Genomic DNA, 18803 nt, shown 5'->3' with positions numbered 1-18803 from the left:
GAAAATGAATTGCAAAACAATAAATAAACAAATAAGAATAATTGATTATTTAGCTCAAAAAGCTATTTATCCAATAAGTATTAAACAGAATATTTATTGGTTTTTAAGTCCATTCAGAAATGAAAAAACAGCTTCATTTAAAGTTGATATTTCTACCAATCATTTTTATGATTTTGGAGAAGGTTTTGGAGGAACTTTAATTGATTTAATTTCTAAACTTGAAAAACTTTCTATTAAAGAAATCATTCAAAAATTCAACGATAATTATTTTTCTTTTCAAAAGCAAAATGATTTTCAATATCAAAAAGTTCAAACAAAAAATGAATACGAAATTTTGGAATTGAAAGAAATTTCATCGTTTCCTTTGATTCAATATTTGGAAGAAAGAAAATTGCCTTTAGAAATTGTAAAACGATATTGTAAAGAAATTCATTACAAATTGAATGAGAAAAAGTATTACGCAATTGCATTTCCAAATGTTCAAAAAGGTTTTGAAATACGTAACAAATATGTCAAAATGTGTTTGGTCAAAAAAGATATTTCTTTGATAAAAAACAATCAAAATCAATTAAAGATTTTTGAAAGTTGGAGCGATTTTATAAGTTATCTTTTTCTATTTAAAACCAACGAATTTGAATCTGATTTTTTGATTTTAAATTCAATTGCTTTACTTCGAAAGAATATAGAATTGATAAAAAAATATGAATCTATTCTGACTTATTTTGATCACGATGACGCAGGAAAATCAGCAACAAATTTCTTAGAAACGGAAGTAAAAACTAAAGTAAAAGATGATTCAAATTTCTATAAAAATTATAAGGATTTGAATGAATTTATAATTTTTGAAAAATAGCCAAAAATTATAGTTTTTAGTAAAATTAGGAAATAGCAAGCAGTAATCGCGGGTAACCGATTCTAATTGCATATTTCCTTAATTTTCATATAATTATAAAATAAAAGTAGTATTAAGATTCTTTTAAAAATACTACTTTTAGATATAATACATTAAATATCAATAGTATTAACAATGTTAACAAAATAGTAAAATGAAAAATAAGTTAGTAACTTTTAAATTAGATGAGTCAATAAGAGAGCATGCAATTAAGATGAAAAGATTATATGATTATCCAACTTATGATGATCTTTTTCGAGATATTTTTAAGTTTTTTATTGACAATGAAACCTCTCCAAGAGATGCTAATATTTCTTTGCACAAACAAATTTTTGAACTCAAAAGAACTATATCAAAAATTCATTGTGAGTTTATAAATAAACGTTTAAATCCTACACTTTTTGAAATAAAAACGCAGTATATAAACACAAATAAAACGATGATTGACATGATTAATCAGACCAATTCCAATACACATAAAGTAATTGAAATTGCAGAAAGTTTGAGCGTTGTTCCTCAAAAAGAAATTCCTCAAAAAAATATTAATTTAGATGATATAAAATCTAAAATTTTGGAATTAGATCAGTCCAAAAAAAGTAAATTTAATGGAGAAAAAAATGTTGTAGAAATTGATTTGGTTGAATATAATCGATTGATGGATCAGCTCAAATTACAATTAAATAAGATTTAAAATCGTGTTAAAGAAAACTAGAATATTCATTTGATTTATTCAAAAAATAATCTAATTTATTTTCATATTCTTCTTTAGAAATACGCTCATTTTCAAATTTGATATCATAAACATCATGAAAATAAAAGTATAAAAACATTTTAATTCTATAATCTTGTTTATTATTATTTAGAAAATTTTCAAAATCATCGAATGTATAAGAAACTAAAGAGTCAAAATTTAAAGAATTTCGAATTAGTAAATATTCTGTAATCGTCATTAATTTTGGCGATTTAACTATTAAATATGTTATCGCAGTTTTAATTGAAGGATTATCAATTAATAAGAATTCATTAACTTTATTAAGTAGATATTGATTATCAACTCCAATATCATTGGTTTTTTGATACAATTTTACTTCGCTTATAAAATCAGGATTGAGTTTAGTATAATTTTCTTTTTCTATAGATTCGTTGTGCTCTTCAAATAAAATACGATTGAAAATAAGATTGATTACTTGCAATGGACTTTTTCCTTGTTCAGATAATTTTTGTAAATATTCCATAAATAAAAATGGCGTGAAACTAAATTCAATCCGTTCAAGAGGTACTCGGATACCCTAAACCCAGAAAGACTCAGCCCACGCCACTATATGGCATGAGCGTAAGCCTATCGAAGAATTTAGGTTTATGAAGATTCCGAGTTTTCTTGAACCAATTTCCGACAGCTTACGCGTACGTAATTACTATTTTAATGATGTAAAGATAGAAAATCCTTATCTTTAATCCAAAGTAGAATATTATGTGTTTTCATGTTAAAGTTACCAAGTCAAAGGAACAAATTGAGAAGAAATCAAGATTGAAATTCAAGCCTGAAGTGACATTTACTCCAAATCTGCATTTCAAAGGATTTGATCACCCTAAACTTCCTGTTATTACAAATCAACAAGATTACATTCACTTATTTGAGTGGGGATTAATACCACATTGGGCTGGTAATGATTATAACTCAAATAATACGTTGAATGCAAGAATAGAAACACTCGAAGAAAAACCATCTTTTCGTGATGTTTTCCATAATCGTTGTGTAATTTTAATAGATGGTTTTTATGAATGGCGACACGAAGGAAAAGACAAAATCAAATATGATATTGGAATCAATCATAATTTGATGTGTTTAGCTGGTTTATATTCAGATGAAACATTTACTATCGTGACAACTGAAGCAGTCGGATTTATGGACTTTATTCATAACACAAAACATAGAATGCCTGTTGTATTAAATGATGGTGAAAATTTAATGAATTGGCTTAATTGTAAACCTGTTGTCCCTTTCAGTGACTTTAGTTATCAACGAGAAAATGGGCAAGTATCATTGTTCGGATAAAATTTAACACATTTCCGCGACACTATGTAGCGTTTAAAATCTTCAACTTTGTAAGATGATGTATGCTTTAGTTGATTGCAATAATTTTTATGCTTCTTGCGAACGTGTTTTTAATCCAACATTAAATGGAAAGCCTGTTGTTGTGCTTTCTAACAATGACGGGTGTGTTATTGCTCGATCAAATGAAGCCAAAGATTTAGGTATTCCGATGGGTGCTCCTGCATTTGAATTTGAAAATAATTTTAGATTAAATCAAATCAATGTTTTTTCTTCAAACTATCCATTATATGCCGACATGAGTAATCGTGTAATGACGATTCTGAAATCTTATTGTCCTGATATTGAAATCTATTCGATTGACGAATCTTTTCTTCTTTTTAAAGGATTTGAGAAATATGATTTGGTAAAATATGCACAAGAAATCAAGCAAAAAATATATAAAATTACCAAGATTCCAGTCTGTATAGGAATTGCACCAACCAAAGCATTAGCAAAAGTTGCTAATCGAATTGCAAAAAAGTTCCCAATCCATCACAATGGCGTTTATATGATTGATTCGAAAGAGAAAATACATAAAGCACTAAAATGGCTAAAATGCGAAGATATTTGGGGAATTGGCAGACGATTATCAAAGCGTTTATCATATATTGGATGTAAGAATGCTTATGATTTTACATTACTTGAAGATGAATATATTAGACGTAATTTTTCTGTAGTAGAATTACGTTTGAAAAAAGAATTATTGGGTGAAAGTGTTCTTAAATTGGACGAAGTACAACGTAAAAAATCAATTGCAACAACGCGAAGTTTCGAGAAAACAATCAATGATTATGAAAACTTGAAAGAACGAATTTCTACATTTGCAGTTTCTTGCGCAGAAAAACTGAGAAAAGAAAAGTCGAAATGTAATATTATTTCAGTTTTTGTGATGACAAATCGTTTTGATGACAAACAATCTTTTGTTTCAAAAACATTGAGTACAACGATTGATTTTGACTCAAATTCGAGCATTGTATTATCTAAAACTGCATTGTTTTTACTTGATAAATTAGTTCCATCAGAAGGAAAAGTTCCAGATTATAAAAAAGCAGGTGTTATTGTTTCTGCAATTACGCCCGATAATCAAGCTCAAATGAATTTATTTCAAACCGAATCACCTAAACACAAAGCATTGATGAATGTAATGGATAAATTAAATTCTACTTATGGCGATCATATGTTGAAATTGGCTTCTCAAGATATAAGAAGAAAATGGAAAATGAAGCAAGAACGTTTATCCCCTTGCTATACAACACGATTTACAGATATTTTAAATGTTTATTAATATGGTTCAGTTTATTAAAGCACCTAAATTTTCGGAGGAATTGGTAAATATTCCGATCAAAACAGATGGAGAAAAGCGATTTGTTCAATTTTTTGGTGATGTTTCAGCTGGTTTTCCTTCACCTGCTGCCGATTTTGTTCAGAATAATATTAGTTTAGATGAAGTTCTACTTAGTTATCCTGAAGCAACTTATCTTAATCGCGTCGGTGGAGATAGTATGTTTCCTGAGTATTTAAAAGGAGATTTATTAATTATTCGCTCCGATTTTGAACCCAAACATCATGATGATATTATTGTCTCTGTAAACAATTCAGAATATACTTTTAAACGCTATGATGCAATTAATAAACAGCTTATAGCTCTCAATCCAAAATACAAAAATTGTATTCAATTACAAGACGAAGATGTCGTAGTTATTTTGGGTGTTGTTACAAGTTTGGTTAGACAGAAAAGGAAGTGATCCTTTTACTTTAATTTAAAAAATGTTTATTACAACACACAATTAATGCAATTATTTTACTTTTGTGTAATATTATTTACTTTTATGCTTGATTCTATAACAATTAAAAATGTTAAAAAAACGAGCCAATTAGAAATACTAATCGGCTTAACTATTATTTTATAAATTAAAATTTTGTGTAATATCTGCAAACATTTCTCTATAAGTTATTTGAAACAATATCATTTCTGTATAATTCATCAAGAATCAGAGAAAGATAAATAGATTAATCATGAAAGCTCAAATCCAACTTACAAATAAATTATATTATAACTAAAAGTCCAATTCAATTATGAAATTTTTCACAACAATAATATTACTATTAAGTAGTATAATATCTTATTCTCAATCAATTAAAAATTCCGATAAATTTATTGGATTTAATTCAGAATTAATAGAAAATAATCTTATCAATTCCTTTGGTTTTCTTAAAGCCAATCCTAAAGATGGTTCTCAAGAATATTATATTAAATACAAAGATATTAATGTAAATGAGGAAGTGGAAGAATTAATATATCTAAGAAAGGATGAAAATAATATTTTAACAGGTATAAGATACATACCAACTACTCCAGCCATTTTATTAACTTACATTAAATACCTTAAGGATAATGGATTTATTCAAGTTAGTCTGGATGATCTAAATTATGATAAGGATTTGAATCCCGACATATTTGTTTTATTTATTAATAAAGAAAGTATAATAGTAGCCATTGACGGTAAAAAAAGTGGTATACATGCTGCTAATATTTACAAACACAAATAATAAATCAATCTAAATCAACATCACTTTAACGCATTTTAATTCTTTTTAATTTAAACTAAAATATTGTAATTTTATCACAACACATATTTTACAATAAATGTCTCTATTTCAAAAGGCTGTACTTAATAAATATTTAAAGTCAGCACATCAAAATATATTAAAAGAAAAGTATTCTATTTTCTCAACTCATTTTCTGAATTCTAATATTCAAGAAAATATTCGCAATAGTAAAGAAGAACAATATCAAGAAGGATTTCTGAATGATTTGTTTGTAAATATTTTTGGTTATACAAAAAATCCAACCCCAAATTTTAATCTTACAACTGAGCTTAAAAATATAAAAGACAGTAAAAAAGTAGATGGTGCTATTATTATTAACAATAATACAAAAGCTGTAATCGAGTTAAAAGGTATGAATACAACTGATCTTTCTTCGATAGAAATACAAGCTTTTGGATATAAGAACAATCACCCTGAATGTACCTATGTTATCACTTCTAATTTTCAGAAAATTAGATTTTATATTGATAATGCAATTGAACATTTAGAATTTGATCTTTTCAATTTGACTTTTGAAGATTTTCAGATTTTGTATTTATGTTTAGCTTTTGAAAATATTAACAAGGATATTCCAAAACGCATAAAAGATGAATCTTTAACAGAAGAAAGTGACATTACAAAGAAACTTTACAAAGATTATTCAACTTTTAAAAGAGAATTATATCAGAATATTTTAGAACAAAATTCGACTTTTGAACCTTTACTTCTTTTCAAAAAAACGCAGAAATTAATCGACCGATTTTTATTTTTATTTTTTGCGGAAGATCGTGGTTTATTACAGCCAAACTCAGTAAGAACAATTGTAGATCGTTGGAAAAAATTAAAAGATTTAGATGCCTATTCTCCTTTAATTGATAATTATAGAAAATATTTTGGATATCTAAACACAGGTTACACCTCTAATGACTTGGTAGTTTTTGCATATAACGGTGGTTTGTTCGCTCCTGACGAAGTTTTAGATGTAATTAACATTGACGATGATTTATTAAAAAAACATACCTTAAAACTTGCTAAATACGATTTTGCATCAGAAGTTGATGTAAATATTTTAGGTCATATTTTCGAAAATTCATTAAATGAATTAGAAGAAGTTCAAGCAGAGATAAAAGGTGAAGTAGTAGAGAAAACAAAGACGAAGCGTAAAAAAGATGGTGTTTTCTATACGCCAAAATATATCACAAAATACATAGTAGAAAATACAGTTGGTAAACTTTGTGATGAAAAGAAAGCTCAATTAGAACTTATAGAAAGTGAATATCACAGCGAAGTTACAGCCAAAAAACTAACGAAGAAACAAAAGGAGGAAAAGAAACATTTATTAGATAAATTAGATGTTTACAGAAACTGGTTATTACAATTAACTATTTGTGATCCAGCTTGTGGTTCTGGAGCTTTCCTTAATCAAGCCTTAGATTTTTTAATTGCGGAACATAGATACATAGACGAATTACAGGCTAATTTATTTGGGGATTCTTTGATACTAACAGATATAGAAGGAAGTATCTTAGAAAACAATTTATATGGTGTTGATATTAATGATGAATCCATAGAAATTGCAAAACTTTCGTTATGGTTGCGTACGGCTGAACCCAATCGTAAACTAACCTCTTTATCTAATAACCTAAAAAGTGGAAATTCATTAATCGATGATCCTACGGTTGCAGGCGATAAAGCATTCAATTGGGAACAAGAGTTTCCACACGTATTTGCCAAAGGTGGGTTTGATGTGATTATTGGGAATCCGCCTTATGGTGCTCAATTGACAGATAAGGATATCAAATATTATAGAAAAGAATATAAAACAGTAGTAGGTCATAGTGAGATTTATTATTTATTTACAGAATTATCTTTGAGTAAGATTTCTCATAAAAAAAGTCTAATAGGTTTCATCACACCTAACTCTTGGATGTCAAATAAATACGCTAAAGAGTTGAGGAGGATTATGTTGTTTGATAATAATATATATAATTTAATCAATTTCAATAGGAAAATGATTTTTGAAGATGCAAATGTAGAAACTTCAATTTTTATTCTAAATAAAGATTTAGATAATGACAATTGTTTAGTAGGACAAGATCTTGATAATAAGTTTTTTTATGATAAAAATGAATGGAGAAATAATTTGAATTATATAATAACATTTGCTGAAAATGAACATATTAATAGGATAATTCAAAAACTGAATAAATCGGAATATAAGTTATCTGATATATTAGATGTTTCTAATGGTTTTAAACCTTATCAAGTAGGTTATGGTAAGAACTTAGAAAATCTACCACTAAATAAACTTGATGTTGAAAATAAGATATATCACAGTAGTCAGAAACTAAATGATAATTATAAAAAAGAAATAAAGGGTAAAGGAGTAAAGAGATATAATCTAATTTGGGAAGAAAATTATATAAATTTTGGACCTTGGTTAATGTCCCCAAAAGATTCTCGATATTTCGAATCTAATAAAATACTTTTAAGACAAGTTATTAGTGATTATTTATTTTCTTATGTAGATTCTGAAAAATATTATGCTGATCAAACTTTATATGTTATAACTAATTATGAGAATAGGAATGAGAATTTACATTATTATTCAGCACTTTTAAATAGTAGATTATATGGGTTCTATTTTCGAAAATTTTATTCAGAAGAAGATGACTTATTTCCTAAAATTAAAGTTAATGAATTGAAAAATTTACCATTTAAACACACTACTTCTGAATATCAGAAACCATTAATAGAAATGGCAGAAAAAATGTTGGCTTTAAACAAAGACTTACAAAATACAAGTACTAAATTCAGTAAACTATTAGCATCAGAATTAGGATTAACAGAACCATCTAAAAAATTACAAGAATGGTACAATTTAGAATTTGCTGATTTCGCTAAAGAACTTAAGAAAAAGAAAATTGAATTATCTCTTGCCCAAAAAGCAGAATGGATGGATTTCTTTGAAACTGAAAAGCAAAAAGTAAATCAAATTCAAGCAGAAATCCAAGCTACTGACAAACAAATAGACCAAATGGTGTATGATTTATATGAACTTACCCGAGAAGAAATAGAAATAGTTGAAAACGCTTAAAATTTTTATATGAAAAAAAAATATATCATTTCAAGTTTTATTCTAACTACATTATTTTGTATTTTTTTATTTTTATGTATTCTTGACTCATTTATTCATAAAACAGAGTTAACTAAAAATGGTATGATTGATCCTTCTATTTGGGGACAATTTGGAGATATTATAGGAGGGGTTATAGGTACTATTTTTGCATTATTGAGTTCATTATTAATTATTTTCACTCTATTATACCAAATAAAATCATTTAAAATTCAAGAGATTGAAAATAGATTTTTTCAATTATTACTTATACATAGAGAAAATGTAAATGAAATAGAAGATAAAAGAAAATTTTTTAAAAATGTAATTGATACATTTTGGGAAATTAGAGATTTTGTTGATGAATGTTATGAATCGAATTTAGAAAACTATGATATAACAAAAGAAAATCAATATCAATTTGATAGTTTTGAAAGAAGTAACATAGCTTATTTGATTTTATTTTTTGGAACAGATTTAGTTAAAAATGATAATTTAAAAGATCGAATTTGTTCAATGTCATATTGTTCAGTATTAATTACTGATGTACTCAATAAATTAGATGAATTAAATATTTCAACAAAAAATAATCTAGATATTAAAGAAGGTATACAATATGCTTTAGGACATTATTTTAGACATTTATTTCAGACAGTTAATTATATTAATGATTGTAAGAAGAAATTAAATTTTAAAAAAAAATACTCCTATATTAAAACTTTAAGATCTCAGCTTTCTACTTATGAGCAGATGTTATTATATATAAATTCTATTTCTAAATTAGGTTTAGAATGGGAAAATTCCATTGATAATTGGAATGAAAATCTAATAACAAAGTATAATTTAATTAAAAATATTCCGCTTGGTTGTATGAAAGATATTGAGCCTAACGATATATATATTCTTGTACAATTTGAAAATATGTATCAAGATGAACTTGATCAAATTCTTGCTACAAGAAAAAAATTAGATTTTAAGTAATAATACTCTCAAATGAACAATTATAATTTTTCAACTTTAAATGACAAAGAGTTTGAACAAATAACAAAAGATTTACTTAATGCAAAATTTGGTATCAATCTACAAGATTTTAAAGTTGGTAAAGATCAAGGGATTGACTTAAGATTTTCATCACCAACAAATGATAACTCTATAGTTGTTCAAGTAAAACATTTTTTAAAGTCTGGTTATTCACAACTAAAAAATAAACTAAAAAATGAAGAATTAGATAAAGTTAAAATTTTAAATCCTGATAGGTATATCATAGTTACATCTCTGCCATTAGCTGCAAAGCAAAAAGATGAGATTAAAGAAATTTTTGGACCCTATATTTTATCTTCTAATGATGTTTTTGGTCAAGAAGATTTAAATGGATTTTTAAATGAATTTCCACAAATTGAAAAGAATTATTATAAACTTTGGTTTTCAAGTTTAAATATTTTATCTAATCTACTAAATAATGCTATTGAAGGACGTTCAAGATATTTACTTGAAAGTATTCAAAAAAAAATTAGTTACTATGTAAATACTAAAAACTTACAAGAAGCTTTAAATATTTTAGATAATGAAAAACTATTATTGATTACTGGTCAACCTGGTGTTGGTAAAACAACTTTAGCTGAAGTTATATTATTTGAAAAAGCTAATAAAGGTTTTAAAGTATATCAAATAAATAAAATTAGAGATGCTGAAGATGTATTTTCTGCTTCTCTAGATGATAAACAATTATTTTATATCGATGATTTTTTAGGATCGAACTATTTAGAAATTTTAAAATATTCAGGTTCAGAAAGTAATTTATCTTCTTTTATAGATAGAATTAGAACAACACCAAATAAATATTTATTATTAACAACTCGTACGATTATTTTAAATCATGCTTTAGATAACTTCGAAAAACTTAAAAGATCAAATATAGGAAATCAAAAGTTTGAGATTGTTTTAAGCGATTATAATAAGTTCGAAAAAGCTTCAATTTTATATAATCACCTGTACTTTTCAGAATTAAATGAAACATATTTTAATAGAATTGTCAATGATAATTTTTTTTTAAATATTATAAATCATAAAAATTATACACCTCGTTTAATAGAGTTTATAACAAACCCTATAAACATTAATCATTTAGATGTAAACTCATATCGTGAGTTCATAATTAAGAACTTAGATAATCCTGAGGAAATTTGGAGAGAATCATTTAAAAATCAAATAGATTATTTTGATAGAAGCCTTTTATTTACATTATTTACTTTTCAAAAAAAGATAGATGAAAAAAACTTAATAAAAGCCTTTGAAAAACGATTGAATTTTGAAAGATTACATTATGGACAAGCAATTCTGGGTGATCAGTTTGAAAAATCAATAAGAATATTACTAAATGGGTTTATAAAACGTGCAATGTATGATAAAGTTATTCCTGTTATAGAATATGATTTTATTAATCCTTCATTAGTAGATTTTTTGATTGGTTATTTGAATGATTCTTATTCTGAAAAGAAAAATATAATATCAAGTTTTACATATTATGATCAATTAAGAACATTTGATCCTAGAAAAAATATTATTTCATTAAATGAAGATTTACAAAAGATAATTTTTGAAAAGTTAAAATCTAATGAGTTAGAATACATGCAAGAATTAAATGCTTTAGATAAAATTTTAAATGAAATAGATATATTACAAGTTTATTGTAAAAATTTAAATACCGATGAATATCAATTAAAACTGTTTCATAAATTAATTGCAATAGAAAAGTGGTGGAATGCTGAGAGTAACATTATTGAACTATTATTAAATGTTATTAAGTCTTCGAATACATTCAATTATTTAAAATCTATTTTTATAGAAATTATTCAAAGATTAATGAATGAAGTTTGTTCACATAACGATGCAAGTAATATTATAGAGCTATTTCAAAAATTTGAATATGATTACATTAATTATCTTACTAATTATTCTGATGGTGTACAATATGTAAAAGATATGATATATAATATTTTATATACGAGTGAGCAAGAAATAATCAATCAAGATAAAAATGAAATTAGAAAAATTGAAGTTATAGAAACTTTGTATGAAGAGCTAAATTATTTTGAATATGATTTAATAGATGAACTTTTACCCGTTAAATTTGATGGAGTTGAGTTTAATTTCGAGCTAGATTATCCATATTGGAAGGATATTATTCAAGATAATTTATATCGTGATGAATTGAATAAATTTCGTTACGATTATTATGACAAAGAATATTATAAAGAAAAATATAATATAGATAGAGATGATGCTAGTTCTATTGACAATTTATTTAATTAAATCACTCCCCCTTTTAACCCCCAATAAAAAAATAATCCCGATAAACAGTGTGTTTATCGGGATTTTCAGTGGTCCCACTTGGTATGAATTTAAGTTTTATAACTATTTGTTTTTGTTATAGTTATACTTTAATTCCGATTTTTGGTATCAAAATGGTATCAAAATTTAAAATTATTTCATATTTACAACTATTTAATAAGATCTTTTTTGCAATATGATTACCAAATTATATAGAAACAGTTAAATAATTTACATCTCCTATTTCTTGTAAGCCGTAAATAAGGTAATATGAAATAAGTGGAACAATAATTGGCTCAAAACTTCCTTCACGATCTCGTGGAACTTCTATCGTAGATTCTCCATATTGACTTTTTAAACGCTTTGAAGTTGTGCCGTTGCGTGCATTTGGATTATCACTCTTCTCATTTTTTGAATAGCCTAAATGTGCTTCAAGTTCGCCATGAATCATAGCTTCCAATAGATCACAATGTAGTTCTTTTAGTAATTTACTTAGGTCTTCTTGGGTTTTAATCCCTTCTAAATGATCTTGATCTTGGATGAATTGTGCTACAGATTTTTTCATAATAAACTGTGTTTTACAAAGTTAATAAAATAAATAAGGTGGGATTTATAAACCCACCTTATTTTATGTTTACACAATTTTTGGGAGACTGCCACTTTTATTTATTAAATAAAATTTCATACACTTTTAGGTTATTAATAAATCCCAACCTTGTAATAGGTTGGGAAAAACAATTATTATTTAAGTAATTTTTAAAAAAATAACTTTTTTAATTGATCACTTGAATTTTGATGTAAATAATTGTATGTACAAAAACAATATCCGCATTTTTCTCTAGTAAAAAATTTATTTTTTAATATATGATTTTCAGAAACATTTTGCTTTAGTTTATTCTGAGCAGTAATAAAAACATTTTGTTTTTTACCTCCTATTTCATTTATTATTACATTTGGATCATCAACCACTACTTTATTAACATATTCAAATAAAATCGGTGAATTTGCATTCCTTATTGTGATCATTTTCTTTTGTCTATCAATAGAATCCCATTTATCTCTTAATTCTTCTACAGAAACAAAGTAACGCTCTTCATTATTCATCACTATATTCCAATACAGAGGATTATCCTTCGTTATCCATATTTCGAATTCTTCATTCAAAAGAAGTTCATTATTTAACTCAAAAAGAACTGGTCCATAAAGATTACCTCTTTTAAAATGTTTATGTAAATCAGCAGTATCAAGGAAAATATCATCCCATACATTTACTTGTTTATCTTTAAAATCTGATGACTGATTAGTTTGATATAAATTCATTTTCTCAACTGTACCCCTAGACATTAAACCAATATTCTGTAAAAAAGTACTGGAAGTACTTACAGTATTAGCATGATATAGCTTATGAATATTTTTTTCTACAAAAAAATCGTATAAATCTTTATTGTTTAATCTCATTACTTTTGTTTGTTTGTTTTAATAAAAAACTCCAATATAATTGGAGTCAAAAAAAATTAATTATTCAAATTATTTAGATAATTGTTGTTAATGAATCTAAATCATCTTTCTTTGTAACAAGAAATTTTGATAACTCATTTCTCCAAGAATCAAGATTATGATGTATTATACGAGCTTTAAATGCAGGATTATTACGGGCTGACTTTTTATCTGTAATTTCATCAATATTAAATGTTGATAAATCAAAAATAAATGTTGCATTCTTATCCATTAAATGCTCCATTATTACAATATTATCATTTTCAAAATAATAAATAAAATAATCATTAAAACCCCTTTAGCATTCTTCACATCTGTAATAACGAATTCATTCAAAACCGAAAATCGATAACTGTTTGCTTCTGATTCTTTATTAGTTTGATTAGCTAAAAATTCTTTTACGATTTCTAATTTCTCTTTTATATTCCCTCCCACATTTTTAAACATATCACGATCTAAAGTTTCTGAAACTGGTACAATTAATTCTAAATTTTTATTATACAGAGAAAAAACACCTCCTAAAATATTTGCAATATTCATTTGAGCTTTTACCTTAAGCATCAACATTTCATCACTTGAATCATAGATTAGCTTTTCAAAATGTACTATTCTCTCATCTTGAGGAGATACCCCTGTAAATAGCTTAAAATTAAACTTGTGTACTAATTCTTTTTCCCATACTTCAAATATTCTGTCAAAAGAAATATATTTTCCTTTTTTATTATAGTACGAAATATGTTTCAACTCCTCTATTTTTTTTGGAGGAATTGTTCTTTGATATTTACCTGATATATTTTCTCTTAGACTCGATTTTTTTCCTCTTACAAGCAGTTCGCTAATTTCTTCTTTTATTAATTTTGTAAGGTCACTATACAAAACTCCGTCTGTGGTTAATGATTTTACACCAAAACCAATAATAAACTCATCACCATTTTCTAATAGTGGAGCTAAATGTTTTCTTGGATTTCTTATATTTCCCATACTACCTCTCTTTCTTTACTCCCCTAAAAAGTTCGCCATTCTGTTTAACATCTATAAATTTTCCTGTATTTATGTCTCTTTTAACCCATTGTTCTGTTTTAGGGTTAAAAACTTGACAGCGTTGTTTTACTGCACCATGACGTCGATTATCGCCCGGTATTCCATTTGTAGCCATAGACTATATTTTTTATTAATCATTAAAATATCCTACGTGAAGCAAATCAGGAATGGATTTGTAGTAATTGAAAAGAAGTAATATTTATAATTAAATGTAATTTAATCAATTTTATTTATTGATTTTTTACATTATTGTTATATATTGTTACATATATTTGTTAACACATTTTGAAAACTCTTCTTTTTATATTTCAATTATTAAGAACTGTTTAAATTTTTAACTCAGAAATCGTCGGCAAACTTTTCTGAGTTTTTTATTTAATAGATCTCTTCTTTAAATAACACTATATCATACTTTATTATTTTTAAATTTAATTGTCATCTATTTAAAATACACAATAGCTCTATACGCAAACAAACCCTATGCCGTTTTAACACTTTGTATAGGTCTTTTAACAATCTATGTATTTTAAAAATTGACTGCCATATTTATTGATAAATTGTCATGAATATTGACGTATATCATTTTTTAAGAAAAAAGATTAATATAGCCCAAAGTGGCTAATAAAGAGTAGTTTACAAGAACCGAAAGTGCTATCGGTAACGATTTAGTAATGGTGCTTACTGCACTCGCTTTCATCTGATTACCTTGTAAATCATTATTGCAAATTTAATAAAAAAAGGGTTAAGTCGTAGTGTACTTAACCCTTTTTCTGCTTTTCCAATATACATCAAAAAGCGTAATTGGAAATAAATCTTTCCCAATATGGGGACACAATGTGATAATGGTTTACATATTATTTCCAAGTTTTGGTATATCAATTAAAATGTGGTTCCGAAACAAGTAGTGATAACTTTTAACAGACTAAGCTATGGAAATCGTGTTGAGTAAAATATTATCGCAAATTCAGCATCAGGAAGATAATCTTTCTTCTCAAATTATGCAAACTGCTGATGAGGCTTACCAAATGACCTTATTCCTGAAGGAAATGCTATTTACCATAAAGATGAAAGTCTTACAAACCGGATTTAAGGACGAACGGCAGGAAATCAATTTTTTCAAGAATATCAAACCGCAGATTTTAGGAAAACTTATTTATTACAATAAGGTATTCCGCATTGAAACTACCTGCCCCGTAAGTGCAGGGAGAATACACCAAAGTTATTTTGAAAACCAACTTAAAATCCTCAAATCCGAATACAAGGAAAGCATATCCAATGAGGATTTTTACAGGTACTATCGTGCAGGCAGAACTGACCGTGACCACAGTTATTTCAGGCTCGGAAAAATCAATTACCACGATGGTCTAAAAAGTAGTGTATTTGAAATTGACCTTAGCTTTTCTACTTATTACGATAACAAAGTTGCCCATATTATAGCCAATGAATTACTTTATACTTTCTTGCTTACCAAAATAAACCCTGAAAAAAATCCCGATACCATTTCAATAAACGGTGATGGAAACAAAGACATTTCGTGGACGAACTCGCAAAATGCACTGATAGAATTGATTTACGCCCTGTATGTTTCCAAATCTATTGCATACGGGAAAATAGGCATCAGGAAATTAGCATTGATTTTCCAAATCCTCTTCCGAACGCCCTTGAACGATATACATCATTCTTTCCACCGAATGAAAACAAGGGCAGGCTCCCGAACGGTGTTTTTAGACCAGCTCAAAATTTCCCTCGAAGAGTATATGGATAAAGACCTTTAGCAACATCAGCACGGGTGTTTGAAAGCAGTACACAAAATGTACTGCTTTTTCTTTGCCCATATATGCCAATTGGCATATATGGGCAAAAGGCTACTACAAAATAACCGAAACACGCTAAAACCCTTATTAAACAAGGGTTTTTCTCATTGCAAAAAATTTGAAAAAAAGTGCCAAACCAATGGGTACGCATTGGCAGACAAACACTGCCACACTTCTGAATTTTGTACTGTGAATATTAAACAATAGTGCAATGAACATTATAACAGTTGACGAAGAAGTGTGGAAGCACCTCAACGAACGGTTGAAAGCCATTAGCGAATATATCCTCAAACTGGAAGATACAAGCTACGATAGCTTATGGCTCAACAACCACGAAGTCTGCCAGTATCTCCACATCAGCGAAAAAACGTTGTGGCGTATGCGCACCAACGGGCAGATAGCTTTTTCAAAAATGTACGGGCAGTATTACTATACGATTGGTGCTATCAAGGAAATGCTCAACGCTAACGCCGTGCAGACGACCGATGAATATGTGGAGCAGCTTATGGCGAAAGGCAAAAGCTATATCGAGAAAGGCAGAAAGCTGAAATCAGGTAATCATTAAAAGCGTACCCGTATGAATATCGACAAAATGGAATTTGTGGCGTGGATGGAACGCATAATGGACAGGCTGGACATTCTTGGTAACCACATAGACGATTTACAAAAGAAGCGCAACAGCATAGACGGCGAAGAGTTACTGGATAATCAGGATTTATTGCAAATGCTGAAAATCAGTAACCGTTCCCTGCAACGGTATCGCTCCATAGGTAAGCTCCCTTATTATACCATTAGCGGAAAACTGTATTACAAACTGTCCGATGTGCATCAATTCATCAGGGAAAGTTTTAACCCGCCCCTGCCTAAACTGGATGCCAAGAAGTGACAAACACTGCCTTTGAGTGCCACATAACGCAAATCAGTGAAGGCTTCCTTTACATTCGACCGTGAATTTTAAAATTTCAGATTATGAGCGAAGAAACAACGAATAAACAAGAAATGCCGGAACAGCTTTCGGACATATTACTCGTACTGGATAAAGAGAAAATGAAAATCCAGGCGGTAAAGAGTATCGACGAAAACGGGAAAATGGAAACCGTAGAACCCACCAAGAAGAACCAAAACCAGTTTATGCGTGTGGACAAAAGCGGCGATTTCTTTTCCAACTTCTTTTCCAATTTTTTCAGCCAGTTAAAGAACCCTACAAACTTTACTTTCTTCAAAGTGCCTGCCCCTGTTGCTGCTGAAAAAGCGGAGGAACTGCAAAAGCACGTAGATAAGCCCACTCCACAGGGCGAGAAAGTGCTGAAAGAACACGAAGTGAAAGCAGAACTCCAACCGGATAAAAAACAAGAAAATCAAAATAATATGGCAACAGCACAAACAACAACAGAAACAAGCGAATACCGCTACAAGCCGGAGCAGATTGATTGGGACACAATGAAAAACCTCGGATTAAGCAAAGAGTATCTTGAAAAAAGAAACCTGCTCGACCCTTTGTTACGAGGTTATAAAACCAATGAACTTTTACCGATAGGTATTAACCTCGGTAGTTCCATCCTCCGCACAGATGCCCGCTTGTCTTTGCAGCAAGCGGAAGACGGCAATGTTATCGTGGCAATACACGGTATCAAAAGAGAACCTAACCTCCACTTTGAGTTTTTCGGTCACAAGTTTACGGACGAAGACAAGAAAAACCTGCTCGAAACGGGTAATATGGGGCGTGTCGTCAATTTGGTAAATTCTAAAACAGGCGAACTGATGCCGTCCATTATCAGCATTGACAGGCTGACCAATGATGTGATTGCACTGCGCACGGAGTTTATAAAAATTCCCGATGAAATTAAGGGCGTAAAGCTGAATGACGAACAAAAGCAAACGCTGATGGAGGGCAAACCGCTCTATTTAGAGGGTATGATTTCCTCGAAAGGAACGGAGTTTTCGGCAACTGTACAATTCAATGCGGACAAACGGTATGTTGAGTTCCTGTTTGACAGAAGCAACAACAATCAGCAGGCGCAAACGAACCAACAGAATACCCAACAAAGCAATCAGCAAAGCCAACCGCAAGAAGCTCCAAGAACTTTCAGGGGCAAAGAACTGGATGATGAGCAGTACAACAAGTTCAAAGCTGGACAAACCATATACGTTGAACTGAAAGACAAAAAAGACCAACCGTATAAGGGTTATATCACGTTCGACAAAGATAGCGGAAAGACCAATTTTGAGTTTCCCGGTCAGTACAAAGCACGGGTAGAACCTGCCGAAACTCATAAAACACAAACTGCCGTCAATTCGGAGGGTAAAACCAACGAAGCGACCAAGAACGTCCAAGAGCCTTTGAAGTCCGGGCAGCAAAGACCGAAAAACGAGAAGCAGCAGGAGCAACAGGATAACAAGCCTGAAAAATCCAAAGGCAGAAAAATGTAA

At 28.6% G+C, this 18803-nt stretch carries 19 protein-coding genes; 13 read left to right on the top strand and 6 right to left on the bottom strand.

Annotation, left to right across the window (positions count from 1 at the left end):
- Positions 1-4: 4 nt before the first annotated feature.
- Together QHG34_RS08140 and QHG34_RS08135 are read left to right on the top strand one after the other, a co-directional pair.
- Positions 5-853, top strand: a complete 849-nt coding sequence (locus QHG34_RS08140) for a toprim domain-containing protein (protein WP_282629681.1) — start codon at positions 5-7, stop codon at positions 851-853.
- Positions 854-1046: 193 nt separating this feature from the next.
- On the top strand, positions 1047-1583 hold the full coding sequence (locus QHG34_RS08135) for a hypothetical protein (protein WP_282629680.1): 537 nt from the start codon (positions 1047-1049) through the stop codon (positions 1581-1583).
- 7 nt (positions 1584-1590) lie between these two features.
- On the opposite strand, the gene QHG34_RS08130 is transcribed toward QHG34_RS08135, so the two are convergent.
- A complete protein-coding gene (locus QHG34_RS08130; protein WP_282629679.1) occupies positions 1591-2127 on the bottom strand; it encodes a hypothetical protein in 537 nt (178 codons plus the stop codon).
- A gap of 236 nt (positions 2128-2363) precedes the next feature.
- Here QHG34_RS08130 and QHG34_RS08125 point away from each other — a divergent pair, with 236 nt between their 5' ends.
- The 7 genes from QHG34_RS08125 (at position 2364) to QHG34_RS08095 (ending at position 12003) form a co-directional block, all read left to right on the top strand.
- A complete protein-coding gene (locus tag QHG34_RS08125; RefSeq protein WP_282629678.1) occupies positions 2364-2948 on the top strand; it encodes an SOS response-associated peptidase in 585 nt (194 codons plus the stop codon).
- 55 nt (positions 2949-3003) lie between these two features.
- Positions 3004-4272: a Y-family DNA polymerase gene (locus QHG34_RS08120; protein ID WP_320416883.1), complete on the top strand. Its 1269-nt coding sequence runs from the start codon at positions 3004-3006 to the stop codon at positions 4270-4272.
- 1 nt (position 4273) lies between these two features.
- Entirely contained in the window at positions 4274-4732 is a 459-nt protein-coding gene (locus QHG34_RS08115) for a LexA family protein (RefSeq protein ID WP_282629677.1), read from the top strand.
- Between the two features lie 331 nt (positions 4733-5063).
- Complete coding sequence (locus tag QHG34_RS08110; RefSeq protein WP_282629676.1) at positions 5064-5537, top strand: hypothetical protein; 474 nt, start codon at positions 5064-5066, stop codon at positions 5535-5537.
- Positions 5538-5634: 97 nt separating this feature from the next.
- Positions 5635-8673 (top strand): Eco57I restriction-modification methylase domain-containing protein, encoded by a 3039-nt coding sequence (locus tag QHG34_RS08105; RefSeq protein ID WP_282629675.1) that lies wholly within the window; start codon positions 5635-5637, stop codon positions 8671-8673.
- A gap of 9 nt (positions 8674-8682) precedes the next feature.
- Positions 8683-9672, top strand: coding sequence for a putative phage abortive infection protein (locus tag QHG34_RS08100; protein WP_282629674.1), 990 nt, complete (start codon positions 8683-8685; stop codon positions 9670-9672).
- Between the two features lie 12 nt (positions 9673-9684).
- A complete protein-coding gene (locus tag QHG34_RS08095; protein ID WP_282629673.1) occupies positions 9685-12003 on the top strand; it encodes an nSTAND3 domain-containing NTPase in 2319 nt (772 codons plus the stop codon).
- A gap of 226 nt (positions 12004-12229) precedes the next feature.
- On the opposite strand, the gene QHG34_RS08090 is transcribed toward QHG34_RS08095, so the two are convergent.
- The 5 genes from QHG34_RS08090 to QHG34_RS08070 all read right to left on the bottom strand — a co-directional run bounded on the left by QHG34_RS08090 (position 12230) and on the right by QHG34_RS08070 (position 14674).
- On the bottom strand, positions 12230-12586 hold the full coding sequence (locus tag QHG34_RS08090) for a transposase (RefSeq protein ID WP_282629672.1): 357 nt from the start codon (positions 12584-12586) through the stop codon (positions 12230-12232).
- Between the two features lie 191 nt (positions 12587-12777).
- The gene (locus tag QHG34_RS08085; RefSeq protein WP_282629671.1) at positions 12778-13479 is read right to left on the bottom strand and encodes a hypothetical protein; all 702 of its coding nucleotides are present in this window, start codon (positions 13477-13479) and stop codon (positions 12778-12780) included.
- A gap of 73 nt (positions 13480-13552) precedes the next feature.
- Positions 13553-13750: a hypothetical protein gene (locus QHG34_RS08080; protein ID WP_282629670.1), complete on the bottom strand. Its 198-nt coding sequence runs from the start codon at positions 13748-13750 to the stop codon at positions 13553-13555.
- Positions 13751-13764: 14 nt separating this feature from the next.
- A complete protein-coding gene (locus QHG34_RS08075; protein WP_282629669.1) occupies positions 13765-14499 on the bottom strand; it encodes a hypothetical protein in 735 nt (244 codons plus the stop codon).
- A gap of 1 nt (position 14500) precedes the next feature.
- Complete coding sequence (locus QHG34_RS08070; protein WP_282629668.1) at positions 14501-14674, bottom strand: hypothetical protein; 174 nt, start codon at positions 14672-14674, stop codon at positions 14501-14503.
- Between the two features lie 814 nt (positions 14675-15488).
- On the opposite strand from QHG34_RS08070, the gene QHG34_RS08065 reads away from it, so the two are divergent.
- The 4 genes from QHG34_RS08065 (at position 15489) to QHG34_RS08050 (ending at position 18803) form a co-directional block, all read left to right on the top strand.
- Entirely contained in the window at positions 15489-16334 is an 846-nt protein-coding gene (locus tag QHG34_RS08065) for an RteC domain-containing protein (RefSeq protein ID WP_084018966.1), read from the top strand.
- A gap of 250 nt (positions 16335-16584) precedes the next feature.
- Positions 16585-16938: a helix-turn-helix domain-containing protein gene (locus QHG34_RS08060; RefSeq protein WP_013632656.1), complete on the top strand. Its 354-nt coding sequence runs from the start codon at positions 16585-16587 to the stop codon at positions 16936-16938.
- A gap of 12 nt (positions 16939-16950) precedes the next feature.
- A complete protein-coding gene (locus QHG34_RS08055) occupies positions 16951-17259 on the top strand; it encodes a helix-turn-helix domain-containing protein (RefSeq protein ID WP_084018968.1) in 309 nt (102 codons plus the stop codon).
- Positions 17260-17342: 83 nt separating this feature from the next.
- Positions 17343-18803 carry a DUF3945 domain-containing protein gene (locus tag QHG34_RS08050; RefSeq protein WP_087709277.1) on the top strand — a complete coding sequence of 487 codons (1461 nt, stop codon included), beginning with the start codon at positions 17343-17345 and terminating at the stop codon, positions 18801-18803.

It is taken from the genome of Empedobacter sedimenti (genome assembly GCF_030005555.1).
In the GTDB taxonomy this organism is placed as follows: domain Bacteria; phylum Bacteroidota; class Bacteroidia; order Flavobacteriales; family Weeksellaceae; genus Empedobacter; species Empedobacter sedimenti.
Note: the sequence above shows the minus strand (reverse complement) of the source record. Positions and strands in the feature narration are given on the sequence as shown.

Coding starts and splice junctions, on each gene's coding strand:
- QHG34_RS08115 (WP_282629677.1), top strand. CDS start 4,274: ATGGTTCAGTTTATTAAAGCACCTAAATTTTCGGAGGAATTGGTAAAT.
- QHG34_RS08110 (WP_282629676.1), top strand. CDS start 5,064: ATGAAATTTTTCACAACAATAATATTACTATTAAGTAGTATAATATCT.
- QHG34_RS08075 (WP_282629669.1), bottom strand. CDS start 14,499: ATGGGAAATATAAGAAATCCAAGAAAACATTTAGCTCCACTATTAGAA.
- QHG34_RS08055 (WP_084018968.1), top strand. CDS start 16,951: ATGAATATCGACAAAATGGAATTTGTGGCGTGGATGGAACGCATAATG.
- QHG34_RS08130 (WP_282629679.1), bottom strand. CDS start 2,127: ATGGAATATTTACAAAAATTATCTGAACAAGGAAAAAGTCCATTGCAA.
- QHG34_RS08125 (WP_282629678.1), top strand. CDS start 2,364: ATGTGTTTTCATGTTAAAGTTACCAAGTCAAAGGAACAAATTGAGAAG.
- QHG34_RS08120 (WP_320416883.1), top strand. CDS start 3,004: ATGATGTATGCTTTAGTTGATTGCAATAATTTTTATGCTTCTTGCGAA.
- QHG34_RS08100 (WP_282629674.1), top strand. CDS start 8,683: ATGAAAAAAAAATATATCATTTCAAGTTTTATTCTAACTACATTATTT.
- QHG34_RS08140 (WP_282629681.1), top strand. CDS start 5: ATGAATTGCAAAACAATAAATAAACAAATAAGAATAATTGATTATTTA.
- QHG34_RS08135 (WP_282629680.1), top strand. CDS start 1,047: ATGAAAAATAAGTTAGTAACTTTTAAATTAGATGAGTCAATAAGAGAG.
- QHG34_RS08070 (WP_282629668.1), bottom strand. CDS start 14,674: ATGGCTACAAATGGAATACCGGGCGATAATCGACGTCATGGTGCAGTA.
- QHG34_RS08065 (WP_084018966.1), top strand. CDS start 15,489: ATGGAAATCGTGTTGAGTAAAATATTATCGCAAATTCAGCATCAGGAA.
- QHG34_RS08105 (WP_282629675.1), top strand. CDS start 5,635: ATGTCTCTATTTCAAAAGGCTGTACTTAATAAATATTTAAAGTCAGCA.
- QHG34_RS08080 (WP_282629670.1), bottom strand. CDS start 13,750: ATGGATAAGAATGCAACATTTATTTTTGATTTATCAACATTTAATATT.
- QHG34_RS08060 (WP_013632656.1), top strand. CDS start 16,585: ATGAACATTATAACAGTTGACGAAGAAGTGTGGAAGCACCTCAACGAA.
- QHG34_RS08090 (WP_282629672.1), bottom strand. CDS start 12,586: ATGAAAAAATCTGTAGCACAATTCATCCAAGATCAAGATCATTTAGAA.
- QHG34_RS08085 (WP_282629671.1), bottom strand. CDS start 13,479: ATGAGATTAAACAATAAAGATTTATACGATTTTTTTGTAGAAAAAAAT.
- QHG34_RS08050 (WP_087709277.1), top strand. CDS start 17,343: ATGAGCGAAGAAACAACGAATAAACAAGAAATGCCGGAACAGCTTTCG.
- QHG34_RS08095 (WP_282629673.1), top strand. CDS start 9,685: ATGAACAATTATAATTTTTCAACTTTAAATGACAAAGAGTTTGAACAA.